This window comes from Streptomyces sp. NPDC060205, from assembly GCF_042728395.1.
Classification (GTDB): Bacteria; Actinomycetota; Actinomycetes; order Streptomycetales; family Streptomycetaceae; genus Streptomyces.
Genome location: NZ_JBHWZP010000259.1, coordinates 1 through 13,685 on the forward strand (window position 1 = coordinate 1; position 13,685 = coordinate 13,685).

Consider the following 13,685-nt stretch of genomic DNA (forward strand, 5'->3'; position numbering starts at 1 on the left):
CGCACGGCCGGTTCCCTGCCGGGCCGGGCTACTTGCTGTCGCGGTACGCCTCCAGCAGCCTCAGCCACACCTCGCTGACCGTCGGGTAGGACGGGACCGCGTGCCACAGCCGGTTCACCGGGACCTCTCCGACGACCGCGATCGTGGCGGAGTGGATCAGTTCGCCGACGCCGGGTCCGACGAAGGTGACGCCGCGCAGGGTCTCGGTGTCCAGGTCGACGATCATCCGGGCCCGGCCGCGGTAGCCGTCGGCGTACAGGCCGGCGCCGGCGACCGTGGAGAGGTCGACGTCGACCGCCCTGACGCGGTGGCCGGCCTGCTCGGCCTCGGCGAGGGAGAGGCCCACGGAGCCGGCCTCCGGGTCGGTGAAGACGACCTGGGGAACGGCGGCGTTGTCGGCGGTCGCGGAGTGCGCGCCCCAGGGGTCGCTCTCCAGGATCGGCACACCTGCGGCGCGGGCGGCGATGGCCGCGCCCGCGATGCGGGCCTGGTACTTGCCCTGGTGGGTGAGCAGGGCACGGTGGTTGACGTCACCGACCCCGTACAGCCAGTCGGTGCCCGTGACGCGGAGGCTGTCGTCGACCTCCAGCCAGGAACCGGGGGTGAGGCCGACCGTCTCCAGGCCGACGTCGTCGGTGCGCGGGGCGCGTCCGGTGGCGAACAGGATCTCGTCGGCCTCGATGCGGTCGCCCGTGGAGGTGGTGACGACGACCGTGCCGCCCTCCCGTGTCACCGACTCGACCGAGGCACCGGTGCGCACGTCCGCGCCCGCCTCGGTGAGTGCCTCGGCGACCAGTTCGCCGGCGAAGGGCTCCATGCGGGGCAGCAGGCCCTTGCCGCGGACGAGGATCGTGACCTGGGAGCCGAGGGCCTGCCAGGCGGTGGCCATCTCGACGCCGACGACTCCGCCGCCGACGACGACGAGGCGGCCCGGGACGGCCTGGGCGCTGGTGGCCTCACGGCTGGTCCAGGGCTTGACCTCGTCGATGCCCGGCAGGTCGGGCAGGACGGCCCGGGTGCCGGTGCTGACCGCGACGGCGTGCCGGGCGGTCAGTACGTGCCGTTCCCCGTCGGGGCCCTCGACGGTGACCCGGCGCGGTCCGTCGAGCCTGCCGTGTCCTCGGTAGAGGTCGACTCCGACGCCTTCCAGCCACTGGACCTGGCCGTCGTCCTTCCAGTCCGAGGTGTAGTAGTTGCGGTGGGCGAGGACCTCCGCCGCGTCGAGGGGTCCCTGCACGGCCTGGCGCAGTCCTGGCACCTTGCGGGCGTCGGCGCGGGCGATCACCGGGCGCAGCAGGGCCTTGCTGGGCATGCAGGCCCAGTACGAGCACTCGCCGCCGACCAGTTCGCTCTCCACGATCGCGGCGGAGAGGCCGGCGGCGCGGGCGCGGTCGGCGACGTTCTCCCCCACGGGCCCGGCCCCTAGCACCACGACGTCGTACACGTTGGTTTCCGTTTCCGTCATGGGGTCAGTCTGGTCGTTGGTGTGGGTCGTGGCCACACGGGTAGGCGCGCGGAATACGGCGCCGGTCGGTGCCGTTGTGTACGACGGCCACGCACCGACCCCGAGAAGAGGGAATCAACGCCATGAGCAGCACCGTGGAGCTCACCAAGGAGAACTTCGACCAGACGGTCACGGACAACGAATTCGTCCTGATCGACTTCTGGGCGTCCTGGTGCGGCCCGTGCCGGCAGTTCGCCCCGGTCTACGAGAAGGCGGCGGAGGCCAATTCCGACCTGGTGTTCGCCAAGGTGGACACGGAGGCGCAGCCGGAGCTGGCGGCGGCCTTCGAGATCCAGTCGATCCCGACGCTGATGATCATCCGTGACCAGGTGGCGATCTTCTCCCAGCCGGGCGCGCTGCCGGAGGCCGCCCTGGAGGACGTCATCGGCCAGGCCCGCAAGCTGGACATGGACGAGGTCCGCAAGTCGGTGGCGGAACAGCAGGCGAAGCAGGCCGAGTAGCGCCCCGTCAGGGGCGCGGGGAACTGCGCGAGCAACCCCCACGCGCCCGCGGATCACGACGCACGGCGGCACGTCGGCCGCCCGCAGGGCAACGACCCGGGCCGGCCGGCACCCGCCGAGCCGTCAGCTCGACTCCCGGTGGACGACTTCCGCCCCCAGCACCACATGAGCCTCCGGCTCCCCCACGGGCTCCCGCACGGCACGGTCGACCAGCTCGGCCAGCTCCCGCCCGGACGGCAGCTCGATGTGGACCGTGCTCAGCCGGGGCCTCAGCAGCCGCCCGAGCATCAGATCGTCCGCGCCGACGACGGCCGTCTCCTCGGGGATGCCGATCCGCTCGTCCTGCAGCGCACGCATCAGCAGCATCGCGAACTCGTCGTTGTACCCGAAGACTGCGTCCAGGCCCAGCGACCGCCAGCGCCCCGCGAGATCGGCCGCGGCCTTCTCGTCGTAGGCGAGCGGCACCTCGGTCACGGTGGCGTCCGTACCGGCCAGGGCCTGCCGTACGCCTTCGAGGCGGGGCCTGGAGAAGATCTCCAGACCGGGATCCTCGGGCACGAGCACCCCGACGCGACGGTAGCCCCGGGCCAGCAGGTGCGCGCCGACGCTGCGGCCGACCTCCTGGTGGTCCATGAGGAGTGCGTGGGCGCCCTCGATGCGTTCGGGACCGAGGGTGACGACGGCCCGGGCGCCGGAGCGCTTGAGGACGGACACGCCCCGCGGCCCGAGGCCACCGCCGGGCGCCAGGACGGCGACCGGCCGCAGCTCGGCCCAGGCGCGGGCCGCCTCGTCGCCCCGCAGGCCCAGTCCCCCGTACTGCACGACGGTGTATTCGAGGCGGCTGAGCGCCCACTGGAGTTCGTTGAAGAACTGGCTGTAGAGCGGGCCCACGGGCACGTCCGGCGCGGGCATCAGGACCATGCGGCTGTGCCCGGCGCGCAGACTGCGGGCCGCGGCGTGCGGCACGTACCCGAGTTCCTCGGCGGCCTGGTGGACACGGCGGCGGGTGGGCTCGCTGATCCGTACGGCGCTGGTGTTGTTGAGGACGTAGGAGACGGTCGCGCGGGACACACCCGCCAGACGGGCCACATCGGCACTCGTCGGCACGGAGCGCTGCGCGGGCGGCAAAGGGGCGGATGTCTTCGGTATCTGCACCATGAGGTACGGCATCCTTGCAGAAGCCCCACGGGGGCCCGGGGCCGGGGGTGCGCCCCAAGTCTCTTTGCTGCTGGGGCAGTTCCGTACGGGACGGACGTGCGGCTGCGTACGCGTCGGACGCTCGGCCGCGTCGGTGTCAGACGTTCGGCTCCGTGCGTGTCAGGCGTGCGACCAGGTCGGTCCAGCCCGCCTCCAGCCGCTCCAGCGGCATCCCGCACTCCTTGGTCAGGTGGTGGATCAGCGCGGGGTCGAGGTATCCCATCAGCGTCTGGGCGAGGAGTGCGCAGTCGGCGTCCGGCGCGGCCTGGCGCAGCAGCAGGGTGACGTGGCCGGTCAGGAACCGCTGGGGCGGGAACGAGTAGCGGCGGGCCGGCTCGGGCTGGGCGGCCAGCTGCAGATCCAGCTGCTCGACCGACTGCCGCAGGACGGCGCGTCCGAACGCGCCCAGCCGCTCGACCGGCGGCGCGCCGGGGCCCAGGGGCGGGGGTCCGCTGAGGAAGGCCGCCTGGAGCTGCTTGGCCGAGTGGTCCAGGAGCGCCATGAGCAGACCGGTTCGGTCGCCGAAGCGGCGGAAGACGGTTCCTTTGCCGACCTCGGCGGCCACGGCCACCGCCTCCATCGTGACGCCGGCCGCGCCGTGCTCCGCGACCAGGCGGGCTGCCGCCTCCAGCAGCCGGGCCCGGTTGCGGGCCGCGTCGGCGCGCAGGCACGGCTCGTCCTCGCTGGTGGTGAGTTCCAGGAGTACAGGCTCGCCGGTCGGCTCCTGAGTCTTGGGAAAGGGCGGCAGGGAGGCGGACATGAAGACAGCGTAACGCCGGGGGAAGAAAACTGGACCGTGGTCCGTTTGGCTGGTAGAACTTTAAACGGACCCCGGTCCGGATCGTAACGGCAATGTTTCATCCTCCTTGGAGCCCCCCATGACTGTTCGTATCCTCGCGCTCGTCGGCAGCCTTCGCGCCGGCTCGCACAACCGCCAGCTCGCCGAGGCCGCCGTGAAGCTCGCGCCCGAGGGCGCGGAGGTCGACCTGTTCGAGGGCCTGGCCGACATCCCCTTCTACAACGAGGACATCGACGTCGAGGGCGACGTCCCGGCCGCCGCCGCACGGCTGCGCGAGGCCGCGGGCAGCGCCGACGCCATCCTGCTCTTCTCGCCCGAGTACAACGGCACCATCCCGGCCGTCCTGAAGAACGCCATCGACTGGCTGTCCCGCCCGTTCGGCGCGAGCGGCCTCAAGGACAAGCCCCTCGCCGTGGTCGGCACCGCCTACGGCCAGTACGGCGGCGTCTGGGCGCAGGACGAGGCCCGCAAGGCCGCCGGCATCGCCGGCGCCAAGGTCCTTGAGGACATCAAGCTCTCCATCGCCGGCTCGGTCGTCCGCTTCGCCGAGACGCACCCCTCCGACGACGCCGAGGTCGCCGCGCAGCTGACCGAGGTCATCGGCCGGATCCACGGCGAGGCCACCGCGCCCGTCGCCGCCTGACCCGTACACCTGCACACCTGCACAGCTCCTGCCGACGCGCGGCCCTCGCCGCGCGTCGCAGTCGTACACGGGCCCGGCGCGCCTCAGCCGAGTCCGGCCAGCCGCTCGACCACCGGGGCGACCCCGCGCTCGATCCACTCGGCGGGCTCGTGGACGCGCGGGCCCAGGATCACGGTCTCGATGCCGAGCTTCGCGTAGTCCGCCATCTCGCGCGTGAAGGCGTCCAGTTCGGCGCCGCTCCTGGGGTCGCCCGAGTGGACCATCGTCTTGCGCACGTCGGCGTAGTCCCGGCCCACCGCGTCGCAGTGGCCGCGCAGGACGTCCAGCTTGTGCCCGACCTCCTCGGGGGTCGAGGCGAACAGGTTGCAGGCGTCCGCGTACCGGGCGACCAGCCGCAGCGTCTTCTTCTCGCCGCCGCCACCGACCATGATCTCCGGGCGCGGGGTGCTCACCGGAGCCGGTACGCAGAGGGTTTCGGCGAGCCGGTAGTGCTTGCCCTCGAAGGGTCCGTTCGTCTGCGGGTCCCACATCCGCAGACAGATCCGCAGCGTCTCCTCCAGCCGTTCGAACCGCTCCGCGAGCGGCGGGAACGGCACGCCCAGGCCCTCGTGCTCACGGTCGTACCAGGCCGCCCCGATCCCCAGCGTGGCCCGTCCGCCCGACAGGACGTCGAGCGTGGTGGCGATCTTGGCGAGGAGTCCGGGGTGGCGGTAGGTCACGCCGGTCACCAGCGTCCCGAGCCGGACGGTGGAGGTGTGGGCCGCGAGGAAGCCGAGGGTCGTGTACGACTCCAGCATGGCGTCCTCGGCACCGCCGTTGAACTCCATCTGGAAGTAGTGGTCCATGACCGACATCCAGCTCACGCCCGCGGCCTCGGCGGCGGCGCCCGCCGCGGCCAGTTCGGGACCGAGCGCGCTCGCGCCGCGAGGATGGTTGAACCGGTTGATGTGCACGCCGACCCGCATGTCCTTCTCCGTCATCCTGGGATCACCACCGCCGGACCGTCGCCGACTTCCGTGACGGTAGAACCTGAAGAGCACTCGAAGGCAAGGGCGGACCGCCGGACGGGGCCCGGCGCGCGGGCGAACCACCGTCCCCGGAAACGAAGTTGGACGCCCCGTACCGCATACGCCATCCGGAGGTTACCGTTCGGTAGACATCGTGTTCCGGGAGGTGGCAGCCCTCATGACGCCCACGACGTCCATGCCGTCCATGCCGTCCATGCCGTCCATGCCGTCCAGCCTCGTACGGAAGCCCGTATGACGTCCGGCCGTGCCGCGGGACTCGCGGAGCGCGCCCGTGCCCTGGCCGAGGGTTCGGTCACCTCGCGGGCGCTCGTCGAGGAGTCCCTCGCCGGGATCGCGGCGACCCAGGGCACCCTGAACGCCTTCCGGCTGGTGCGCGCCGAGGCCGCGCTCGCCGAGGCCGACGCCGCCGACGAGGAACTTGCGGCCGGCGGCCGACGGCCCCTCCTCGGAGTGCCGGTGGCGGTCAAGGACGACATGGACGTGGCGGGCGAGCCGACGGCCTTCGGCTGCCGCGGCGCGTTCCCGCCGGTCGCCGAGGACGGCGAGGCGGTACGCCGGCTGCCGGCGGCCGGAGCCGTGATCGTCGGCAAGACCAACACCTGCGAACTGGGACAGTGGCCCTTCACCGAGGGCCCGGCCTTCGGCGACACCCGCAACCCCTGGCACACCGGCCACACCCCGGGCGGCTCGTCCGGCGGTTCGGCAGCCGCCGTCGCGGCGGGCCTGGTCCCCGCCGCGCTGGGCTCGGACGGGGCGGGCTCGGTGCGCATCCCCGCGGCCTGGACCCATCTGATCGGCATCAAACCGCAGCGCGGCCGGATCTCGACCTGGCCGCGCCCGGAGTCCTTCCACGGCATCACCGTCAACGGCACGCTGGCCCGTACCGTCGAGGACGCGGCGTTGCTCCTGGACGCGGCGAGCGGCAGCCACGCACGCGATCTGCACCGCCCGCCCGCGCTGCGCACGGCGGACGCGGTGGGCCGGGACCCGGGACGGCTGCGGATCGCGCTGTCGCTGAAGCCTCCGTTCACGGCGGTGCCCGCGCGGCTGCGCCCCGACGTACGGGCCCGGGTCGTCGCCCTCGCGGAACGGCTGGCCGCGCTCGGGCACGAGGTCGAGGAGGCCGACCCGGCGTACGGGCAGATCGGTCTCGCGTTCGTGCCGCGCGCCACCGCCGGGATCGCCGAACGCGTGCGGGACGTGCCCGACCCCGCCCTCCTCGACCGGCGCACCCGCGAGGCGGCGCGGCTCGGGCGGCTGCTCGGCGGGGCCCCGCTGCGGGCCGCCCGGCGCGCAGAGGCACGGCTGCACCGGCGCATCGGGGCGCTCTTCACGACGTACGACGTGATCCTCGCTCCGACGACGGCCGCTCCCGCGCCGCGGATCGGCGCGCTGCACGGGCTCAGCGGCTTCGGCACCGACCGGGCCATGATCGCCGCATGTCCGTACGCCTGGCCGTGGAACGTGCTGGGCTGGCCCGGCGTGAACGTCCCCGCCGGGTTCGTCGACGACACCCTGCCCGTGGGCGCCCAGCTCCTCGGCCCCGCCCACAGCGAACCGCTCCTCGTCTCGCTCGCCGCGCAACTGGAGGCGGACCAAAGGTGGTTCGAGCGGTGGCCGGACGGCGCGACGGATCGCGGAACGGGCGACGGCGTACCGGAGTTCGGTCCGCACGCCGGTCCCTGGTCCGCGGGCCCGTAGGCTTGGTGTCATGGACGACGCGTCGATGGTGGGGCTCATGGGGCGGGTCACCGGCACGGTGGGGCCCGGGCTCGTCGGCGAGGTGATCGTCCGGGTGCGGGGCGGCGCCGAGCACTTCCTCGCGTACGCCGCTTCCTCGAAGGACCGCATCGAGTCCGGCACGGTCGTCATGGTGGTGGAGTACCTGCCGCCGCGCACGGTGTACGTGTCGCCCGCGTACGACAGTTGAAGCGGGCGCGGGCGTTTCGGCCATGTGAGCGTGTAGGACGTATCAAGGATGTCCCAAGGACACGTCGGGCCCTGTACCCACGGGTCCGCGCGGGCGCACACTCCCTTCGTTCGGTGCCGACAGGGCACCAGGCAACAGGGGGCGAATGCCGATGATCGTCGGCGTCGTGGCGGGGGCAGTGGTCCTCGCGCTCGTTTTCATCGTGGTGGTCTTCAAGCTCATGTGGCGGGTCGCGGAGCCCAACGAAGCGCTGATCATCTCCGGTTCGAAGCACCGGATGGAGGGCCTTGAGGAGGGCATGGGCTTCCGTATCGTCACCGGGCGCGGCACGCTCGTGATGCCGGGCGTCCAGGCGGTGCGCAAACTCTCGCTCGACCTCAACGAGACCGAGCTGTCCGTCGACTGCGTGACCCACCAGGGCATTCCGCTCAAGGTGCGGGGCGTGGTCATCTTCAAGGTGGGCGACGACTTCGTGTCGATCGCCAACGCGGGGCGCCGCTTCCTCGACCAGCAGAAGCTGATGTCGGAGCGGGTGCACAACGTGTTCGCCGGTCATCTGCGGTCCATCGTCGGCGGGCTGACCGTCGAGGACATGATCCGCGACCGGGAGAAGCTGACCGGGCAGACCCGTGCCGCGTGCGGTACGGAGATGGAGAAGCTGGGGCTGATCGTCGACTCGCTGCAGATCCACGAGATCGAGGATCCGACGGGGTACATCAAGAACCTGGCCATGCCGCACGCGGCGGCCGTCCAGCGGGACGCCCGGATCGCGCAGGCGGAGGCCAACCGGCTGGCCACCGAGGCCGAGCAGCAGGCCTCCGCGCGGATGGCGGAGGCGACCCGGGACAGCGAGATCCTCCAGGCCGGGTACCAGGCGGAGCGCGACAACGCGGCGGCGAAGTCGCGGCAGGCCGGGCCGCTGGCCGACGCGGGGGCCCGCCAGGAGGTCGTGGTCCAGGAGACGCGCGTCGCCGAACTGGAGGCGCACCGGCGCGAACAGCAGCTCCAGGCGGACGTCCGCAAACCCGCGGACGCGAAGGCGTACGAGAAGCGCACGCTGGCCGAGGCGGAGCGCGATGTACGGATCTCCGCGGCGCAGGCCAAGGCGAGGGAGACGGAACTGGCCGCCGCGGCGGAGGCGACCCGGGTCAAGACGGCCGCCGGCGCCGAGGCCGAGGCCACGAAGGCGCGCGGCGCCGCCGCCGCGACGGCGACCCGGGCCACGGGTGAGGCGGAGGCCGCCGCCGCGCAGGCCAAGGGGCTCGCGATCGCCGAGTCCACGCGGGCGAAGGGGCTCGCGGAGGCGGAGGCCATCGCGGCGCGGGCCGCCGCGCTCGCCGAGAACCAGGAGGCCGTGGTCGCGCAGCAACTCGCGGAGAACTGGCCGGAGATCGTCAAGGCCGGTGCGGGAGCGTTCGGGAACGTCGAGCACATGGTGCTGCTGAACGGGGCCGAGGGGATGTCGGACATGTTCACCAAGGCGCTGACCATGGGTGGGACGGGGCTCGGGCTCGCCCGGCAACTGCTTGCGTCCATGAACGCGAACGGGCATGTGGGCAAGGAGGGCTCTCCCGTGAACGGGTTCACCTCTCCGGGAGCTTCTCCGGGTGCGCAGAAGGTGGCGGTGGACGGGGAGTCGTAGCGGCGCCGTCGGGGTGGGTGTTCGGTGACGGGTGCGGCTCCGTCGTGGCTGGTCGCGAAGTTCCCCGCGCCCCTGGAAAGCGGCGGTTGCCCGTGCCCTTGGCCGGAAGGGGCGTGGGCAACCGCCGCAGGGGGCGCGGGTTAACGTGTCCGCTGTGACTGCTTCTGCCGAGCAAGATGTTCCTGGGCGATTCGGGCCCTCCGCCACCGTCGAGGCCGATCCGCGGCGGGTCGGGGTCGTGCGGACCGAGTACTCCCCCGCGCACGACGGCGACCCGGACCCGGGCGAGATCGTGTGGACCTGGGTGCCCTACGAGGAGAATGACGGGCGCGGCAAGGACCGGCCGGTCCTGGTGGTAGCCCGTGAGGGTGCCGACACGTTCCTCGCCGTGCAGTTGTCGAGCAAGGGGCACAACGGCGACCGGGAGTGGGTGCCGATCGGCAGCGGGCCCTGGGACCGGTCGGGGCGCGACTCGTGGGTGGACGTGGACCGGGTGCTGCGGCTGCACGAGAAGGGGATGCGCCGGGAGGCGTGCGCGCTGGACCGGATGCGGTTCAACCTGGTGGTGCACCGGCTGCGGGAGCGCTACGGCTGGCGCTGAACGGGCCTGAACGCCTGCTCGAAGGCCGCCCGGACCACCGCTCCCCTCGTCCGGTCCAGGACGCCGAAGACGACGTGCTCGAAGGTGCCGCGGAAGCGTCCGCCGTCCCCGAGGAGCGTGGCGAAGGTGCTCGCCACCTGCGCCGGGTCGTTCTGGAACACTCCGCAGCCCCAGGCGCCCAGCACCAGCCGGCGGTAGCCGTGTGCCTCGGCCGTCTCCAGGACGCGCTCGGCGCGGGAGGCGAGGGCGCGCGGCAGCTCGGGCACGCGCTCCGGCGCGGTGCGTTTGATCACACCCGCGTTGGGTGCGGCGGCCGTGAGGAATCCGGCGGTGTACGGCTCGTCGAGGAGCGCTCCGCGGTCGTCGCGGAAGACCGGGACGGCCGGCGAGTGGATCACCCGGTCGGTGTAGAAGGCGTCGCGGTGTGTCCGGTGGTGGTCGTAGAACTCCCGGACCTCCACCACGCACGTGTAGAGCGCCGAGGCCCGGCACAGGGCCTCCTCCTGGGCCTGCGCGCCGTTCAGATAGCCCCCGCCGGGATTGCGCGCCGAGGAGAAGTTCAGCACCGCGACCGGGCCGGTCGGCGTCATCCGGCGGGCCGCTTCCAGGCTGCTCTCGCCCGTGACCTCGAAGAACGTGGGCAAGGAGCCGGCGGAACCGAGGGAGCGCGATGTCTCCAGCGGCTGCGGACCGTACATCCGCGTGCCCTGCCTGGCGGCGGCCACCGCCGCGGCGATCGACACCTCGCGCCCGTCGGACGCGCGGTACGAACCCGCCGCGACGATCTCCTCCGTCTGCCGTGCGACCGCGCGCAGCCGTGCGCTCATGGCGCCACCCCTGTAGGCGCCGTGCTCGCCCCCCGCGCGATCTCCCCCTGTACCTCTGCCGCATCCCCCGTCGTGCTCATGAACGCATGGTGAGCGATCCTGGTCGGGAGTCGCAACAGAGTTTCACGCACCCAAAAGCGGCGATACGCACCCTTGTGCGAACCGACTCAAGGGTCTTGGGTGGGACGAGCGTCTGTCGGGCCGGCCCATCCGAAGCCGGACCCGACGGCATGGATGGAATCTCAGGAGGATCCCGACATGTCCGATTCGGTGAGTGACTGTACGGAGCCACGCCGCTCCGCCGTCACCGAGGCCGAAGTGGAGGCACTGGTCCGCGGCATATGCTTCAAGACCGGACCGCCCCGCTTCCTCGGTGTGGAACTCGAATGGCTCGTCCACGAGCCGCGCTCCCCGCGGCTCCCCGTACCACCTGAACGTCGCGAAGCGGCCTACGCCGCAGTGCGGGCCCTGCCCCTGAGTTCGGCGGTCACCGTCGAACCGGGGGGACAGCTGGAGCTCAGCTCCGCACCCGCCGCCTCCCTGACGGAGTGCATCGCCTCCGTCTCCGCCGACCTCGACGCCGTACGCGGTGTACTGCGCGAGGCGGGTCTCGCCCTCTGCGGACTGGGCCAGGACCCCTGGAACGAACCCACCCGCTTCCTCCATGAGCCGCGGTACGACGCCATGGAGACCTGTCTCGACCGCGCGGGCCCCGAGGGCCGCGCCATGATGTGCTCCTCCGCCTCCGTCCAGGTCTGCCTGGACGCCGGGTACGAGGAACCGGGACCGCTCGGTCTCGGCCGACGCTGGTGGCTGGCCCATCAGCTGGGCGCGGTGCTGGTGGGCGCTTTCGCCAATTCCCCGATGGCCCGGGGCCGGCCCACGGGCTGGCGCTCCACCCGGCAGTCCCTGTGGGCCGCGATGGATCCGGGCCGCACCAGCGCCCCGCCCCTCGACGGCGACCCGCGGGCCGCCTGGGCACGGCACGTCCTGGACGCGCCGGTGATGTGCGTCCGCGCGCCCAGCGGCCCCTGGGGCGTACCGGAGGGGCTGAGTTTCCGGGAGTGGACCCGGTCCGACGCCCCGCCCGGCCGGGAGGACCTCGACTACCACCAGACGACCCTGTTCCCGCCGGTGCGGCCGCGCGGGCATCTGGAGCTGCGCATGATCGACGCGCAGCCGGGCGACGACGGCTGGATCGTGCCGCTGGCCGTGACGACGGCACTGTTCGACGATCCGGAGGCCGCCGAGACGGCCTACCGGACGGTGAAACCGCTCGCCGAACGGGCCGGCTCGCTGCCCGCACCGCTCAACGCGCTGTGGACGACCGCCGCCCGCTCGGGCCTGGCCGATCCCGAGCTGCGGGAGGCGGCGCTGGCCTGCTTCGCGGCAGCCGCCGACGCGCTGCCCAGAATCGGCGCGAGCACCGAGGTGCAGCGGGCGGTCGCGGAGTTCACCGACCGCTATGTCGCCCGGGGCCGGTGTCCCGCCGACGACCTGCTGGACCGAGCCGCCGACTCCGGTCATCCGGAGCACGGGGCGCTTCCCGGCACGGAACAGGCCGCGGGGCGGAGCGCGGGACACGACAGGGAACAGCACACGCGACAGCACACAGAACACCTGCTCAGCGGGAAGGACTTCCGCCCATGACCGACCCCGGTACCGGCACCACGTTCGACGACCCGGAGGCGCTCAGGAAGCGTGCGCTGGCGGCGCTGCTCACGGCCCGCGAGCGCACGGCACTGCTGACCTCCTGCGTCGAGGACCCCGAACTGACCGCTCAGCACTCGCCGTTGATGTCCCCGCTGGTGTGGGACCTCGCGCACATCGGCAACCAGGAAGAGCTGTGGCTGCTGCGGACGGTCGCCGGCCGTGACGCGCTGCGGCCCGACATCGACGGCCTGTACGACGCGTTCGAGCACCCGCGCGCCGAGCGGCCCTCGCTGCCGCTGCTGCCGCCCGCGGAGGCCCGCAATTACGCGGCCGAGGTACGCGGGCGGGCGCTCGACATCCTGGAAAGCACCGCGTTCGAAGGCACCGGCGCCCGGCTCACCGAGGCCGGATTCGCCTTCGGCATGATCGCCCAGCACGAACAGCAGCACGACGAGACCATGCTGATCACCCATCAGCTCCGCAAGGGTCCGGTGGCTCTGACGGCTCCGGATCCGATATCCGCCCCCGCGTTCACCGGACCGGCCGAAGTGCTGGTCCCGGGCGGCCCGTTCACGATGGGCACGTCCACCGAGCCGTGGGCGCTGGACAACGAACGGCCGGCGCACGCACGGCTGGTGCCGCCGTTCTACATCGACACCACCCCGGTGACGAACGAGGCGTACCAGGCGTTCATCGCCGACGGCGGCTACACCGACCGGCGCTGGTGGGCGCCGGAGGGATGGGCCCACATCCGGGAACACTCCATCGGGGCGCCGCTGTTCTGGCGCCGCGACGGCGGGCAGTGGCTGCGGCGGCGCTTCGGCGCCACCGAGGTCGTACCGCCCGACGAGCCCGTCCTGCACGTCAGCTGGTACGAGGCCGACGCCTACGCGCGCTGGGCGGGGCGGCGCCTGCCCAGCGAGGCCGAGTGGGAGAAGGCCGCCCGGCACGACCCGGAGACGGGCCGCTCGACACGCTATCCGTGGGGCGACGCCGACCCCACGCCGGAGCACGCCAACCTCGGCCAGCGCCATCTGCGCCCGGCGCCGGCCGGCAGCTATCCGGCGGGCCAGTCGCCGCTCGGCGTACGGCAGTTGATCGGTGACGTGTGGGAGTGGACGTCCAGCGAGCTGCTTCCCTATCCGGGCTTCCACGCTTTCCCGTACAAGGAGTACTCGGAGGTGTTCTTCGGCTCCGAGCACAAGGTGCTGCGCGGCGGCTCGTTCGCCGTGGACGCGGTGGCGTGCCGGGGGACGTTCCGCAACTGGGACTATCCGATCCGACGGCAGATCTTCTCCGGGTTCCGTACCGCCCGGGACGCCAGTGGGGACAGCGTCTGATGTGCCGTCATCTGGCATACCTGGGGCCCGAGGAGCCGCTGGGGCGGCTCCTCGTGGAGC

The 13,685-nt window shown here is 72.6% G+C and carries 13 protein-coding genes; 8 read left to right on the plus strand and 5 right to left on the minus strand.

All coding sequences use genetic code 11. The features are described 5' to 3' along the window. Positions 1-28: 28 nt before the first annotated feature. Positions 29-1,465 (minus strand): dihydrolipoyl dehydrogenase family protein, encoded by a 1,437-nt coding sequence (locus tag ACFWGJ_RS32950; protein WP_387331982.1) that lies wholly within the window; start codon positions 1,463-1,465, stop codon positions 29-31. 113 nt (positions 1,466-1,578) lie between these two features. On the opposite strand from ACFWGJ_RS32950, the gene trxA reads away from it, so the two are divergent. Beyond that, entirely contained in the window at positions 1,579-1,965 is a 387-nt protein-coding gene (trxA, locus tag ACFWGJ_RS32955) for a thioredoxin (RefSeq protein WP_263973099.1), read from the plus strand. 123 nt (positions 1,966-2,088) lie between these two features. On the opposite strand, the gene ACFWGJ_RS32960 is transcribed toward trxA, so the two are convergent. Together ACFWGJ_RS32960 and ACFWGJ_RS32965 are read right to left on the minus strand one after the other, a co-directional pair. Then, complete coding sequence (locus ACFWGJ_RS32960) at positions 2,089-3,123, minus strand: LacI family DNA-binding transcriptional regulator (RefSeq protein WP_387331984.1); 1,035 nt, start codon at positions 3,121-3,123, stop codon at positions 2,089-2,091. 136 nt (positions 3,124-3,259) lie between these two features. Beyond that, positions 3,260-3,922 (minus strand): TetR/AcrR family transcriptional regulator, encoded by a 663-nt coding sequence (locus ACFWGJ_RS32965; protein WP_387331986.1) that lies wholly within the window; start codon positions 3,920-3,922, stop codon positions 3,260-3,262. A gap of 118 nt (positions 3,923-4,040) precedes the next feature. On the opposite strand from ACFWGJ_RS32965, the gene ACFWGJ_RS32970 reads away from it, so the two are divergent. Next, complete coding sequence (locus tag ACFWGJ_RS32970; RefSeq protein WP_107019425.1) at positions 4,041-4,604, plus strand: NAD(P)H-dependent oxidoreductase; 564 nt, start codon at positions 4,041-4,043, stop codon at positions 4,602-4,604. An 83-nt stretch (positions 4,605-4,687) separates the two neighbouring features. On the opposite strand, the gene ACFWGJ_RS32975 is transcribed toward ACFWGJ_RS32970, so the two are convergent. Beyond that, the gene (locus tag ACFWGJ_RS32975; protein WP_387332001.1) at positions 4,688-5,569 is read right to left on the minus strand and encodes an LLM class F420-dependent oxidoreductase; all 882 of its coding nucleotides are present in this window, start codon (positions 5,567-5,569) and stop codon (positions 4,688-4,690) included. A 294-nt stretch (positions 5,570-5,863) separates the two neighbouring features. On the opposite strand from ACFWGJ_RS32975, the gene ACFWGJ_RS32980 reads away from it, so the two are divergent. From ACFWGJ_RS32980 to ACFWGJ_RS32995, 4 genes are all read left to right on the plus strand, one after another. Then, a complete protein-coding gene (locus ACFWGJ_RS32980; RefSeq protein WP_387331988.1) occupies positions 5,864-7,333 on the plus strand; it encodes an amidase in 1,470 nt (489 codons plus the stop codon). Between the two features lie 10 nt (positions 7,334-7,343). Continuing rightward, positions 7,344-7,562, plus strand: coding sequence for a hypothetical protein (locus ACFWGJ_RS32985; RefSeq protein WP_199854866.1), 219 nt, complete (start codon positions 7,344-7,346; stop codon positions 7,560-7,562). Between the two features lie 145 nt (positions 7,563-7,707). Further along, on the plus strand, positions 7,708-9,204 hold the full coding sequence (locus ACFWGJ_RS32990; protein WP_387331991.1) for an SPFH domain-containing protein: 1,497 nt from the start codon (positions 7,708-7,710) through the stop codon (positions 9,202-9,204). Positions 9,205-9,358: 154 nt separating this feature from the next. Next, on the plus strand, positions 9,359-9,805 hold the full coding sequence (locus tag ACFWGJ_RS32995; RefSeq protein ID WP_387331993.1) for a type II toxin-antitoxin system PemK/MazF family toxin: 447 nt from the start codon (positions 9,359-9,361) through the stop codon (positions 9,803-9,805). Here ACFWGJ_RS32995 and ACFWGJ_RS33000 read toward each other — a convergent pair. Beyond that, positions 9,790-10,632 carry a TIGR02452 family protein gene (locus tag ACFWGJ_RS33000; protein ID WP_387331995.1) on the minus strand — a complete coding sequence of 281 codons (843 nt, stop codon included), beginning with the start codon at positions 10,630-10,632 and terminating at the stop codon, positions 9,790-9,792. The two genes, ACFWGJ_RS32995 and ACFWGJ_RS33000, sit on opposite strands and share 16 nt — an antisense overlap. A 258-nt stretch (positions 10,633-10,890) precedes the next feature. Between ACFWGJ_RS33000 and egtA the strand changes: the two genes are divergently transcribed. Together egtA and egtB are read left to right on the plus strand one after the other, a co-directional pair. Further along, positions 10,891-12,282: an ergothioneine biosynthesis glutamate--cysteine ligase EgtA gene (egtA, locus tag ACFWGJ_RS33005; RefSeq protein WP_387331997.1), complete on the plus strand. Its 1,392-nt coding sequence runs from the start codon at positions 10,891-10,893 to the stop codon at positions 12,280-12,282. Next, complete coding sequence (gene egtB, locus ACFWGJ_RS33010) at positions 12,279-13,625, plus strand: ergothioneine biosynthesis protein EgtB (RefSeq protein WP_387331999.1); 1,347 nt, start codon at positions 12,279-12,281, stop codon at positions 13,623-13,625. The genes egtA and egtB overlap by 4 nt, the downstream gene beginning before the upstream one ends. The last annotated feature ends 60 nt before the right edge of the window (positions 13,626-13,685 follow it).

What these genes read in the sequence shown, in the direction of transcription:
- ACFWGJ_RS32950 (WP_387331982.1), bottom strand. Translation starts at nt 1,465, where the DNA reads ATGACGGAAACGGAAACCAACGTGTACGACGTCGTGGTGCTAGGGGCC.
- ACFWGJ_RS32960 (WP_387331984.1), bottom strand. Translation starts at nt 3,123, where the DNA reads ATGGTGCAGATACCGAAGACATCCGCCCCTTTGCCGCCCGCGCAGCGC.
- ACFWGJ_RS32965 (WP_387331986.1), bottom strand. Translation starts at nt 3,922, where the DNA reads ATGTCCGCCTCCCTGCCGCCCTTTCCCAAGACTCAGGAGCCGACCGGC.
- ACFWGJ_RS32970 (WP_107019425.1), top strand. Translation starts at nt 4,041, where the DNA reads ATGACTGTTCGTATCCTCGCGCTCGTCGGCAGCCTTCGCGCCGGCTCG.
- ACFWGJ_RS32975 (WP_387332001.1), bottom strand. Translation starts at nt 5,569, where the DNA reads ATGCGGGTCGGCGTGCACATCAACCGGTTCAACCATCCTCGCGGCGCG.
- ACFWGJ_RS32980 (WP_387331988.1), top strand. Translation starts at nt 5,864, where the DNA reads ATGACGTCCGGCCGTGCCGCGGGACTCGCGGAGCGCGCCCGTGCCCTG.
- ACFWGJ_RS32985 (WP_199854866.1), top strand. Translation starts at nt 7,344, where the DNA reads ATGGACGACGCGTCGATGGTGGGGCTCATGGGGCGGGTCACCGGCACG.
- ACFWGJ_RS32990 (WP_387331991.1), top strand. Translation starts at nt 7,708, where the DNA reads ATGCCGATGATCGTCGGCGTCGTGGCGGGGGCAGTGGTCCTCGCGCTC.
- ACFWGJ_RS33000 (WP_387331995.1), bottom strand. Translation starts at nt 10,632, where the DNA reads ATGAGCGCACGGCTGCGCGCGGTCGCACGGCAGACGGAGGAGATCGTC.
- egtA (WP_387331997.1), top strand. Translation starts at nt 10,891, where the DNA reads ATGTCCGATTCGGTGAGTGACTGTACGGAGCCACGCCGCTCCGCCGTC.
- egtB (WP_387331999.1), top strand. Translation starts at nt 12,279, where the DNA reads ATGACCGACCCCGGTACCGGCACCACGTTCGACGACCCGGAGGCGCTC.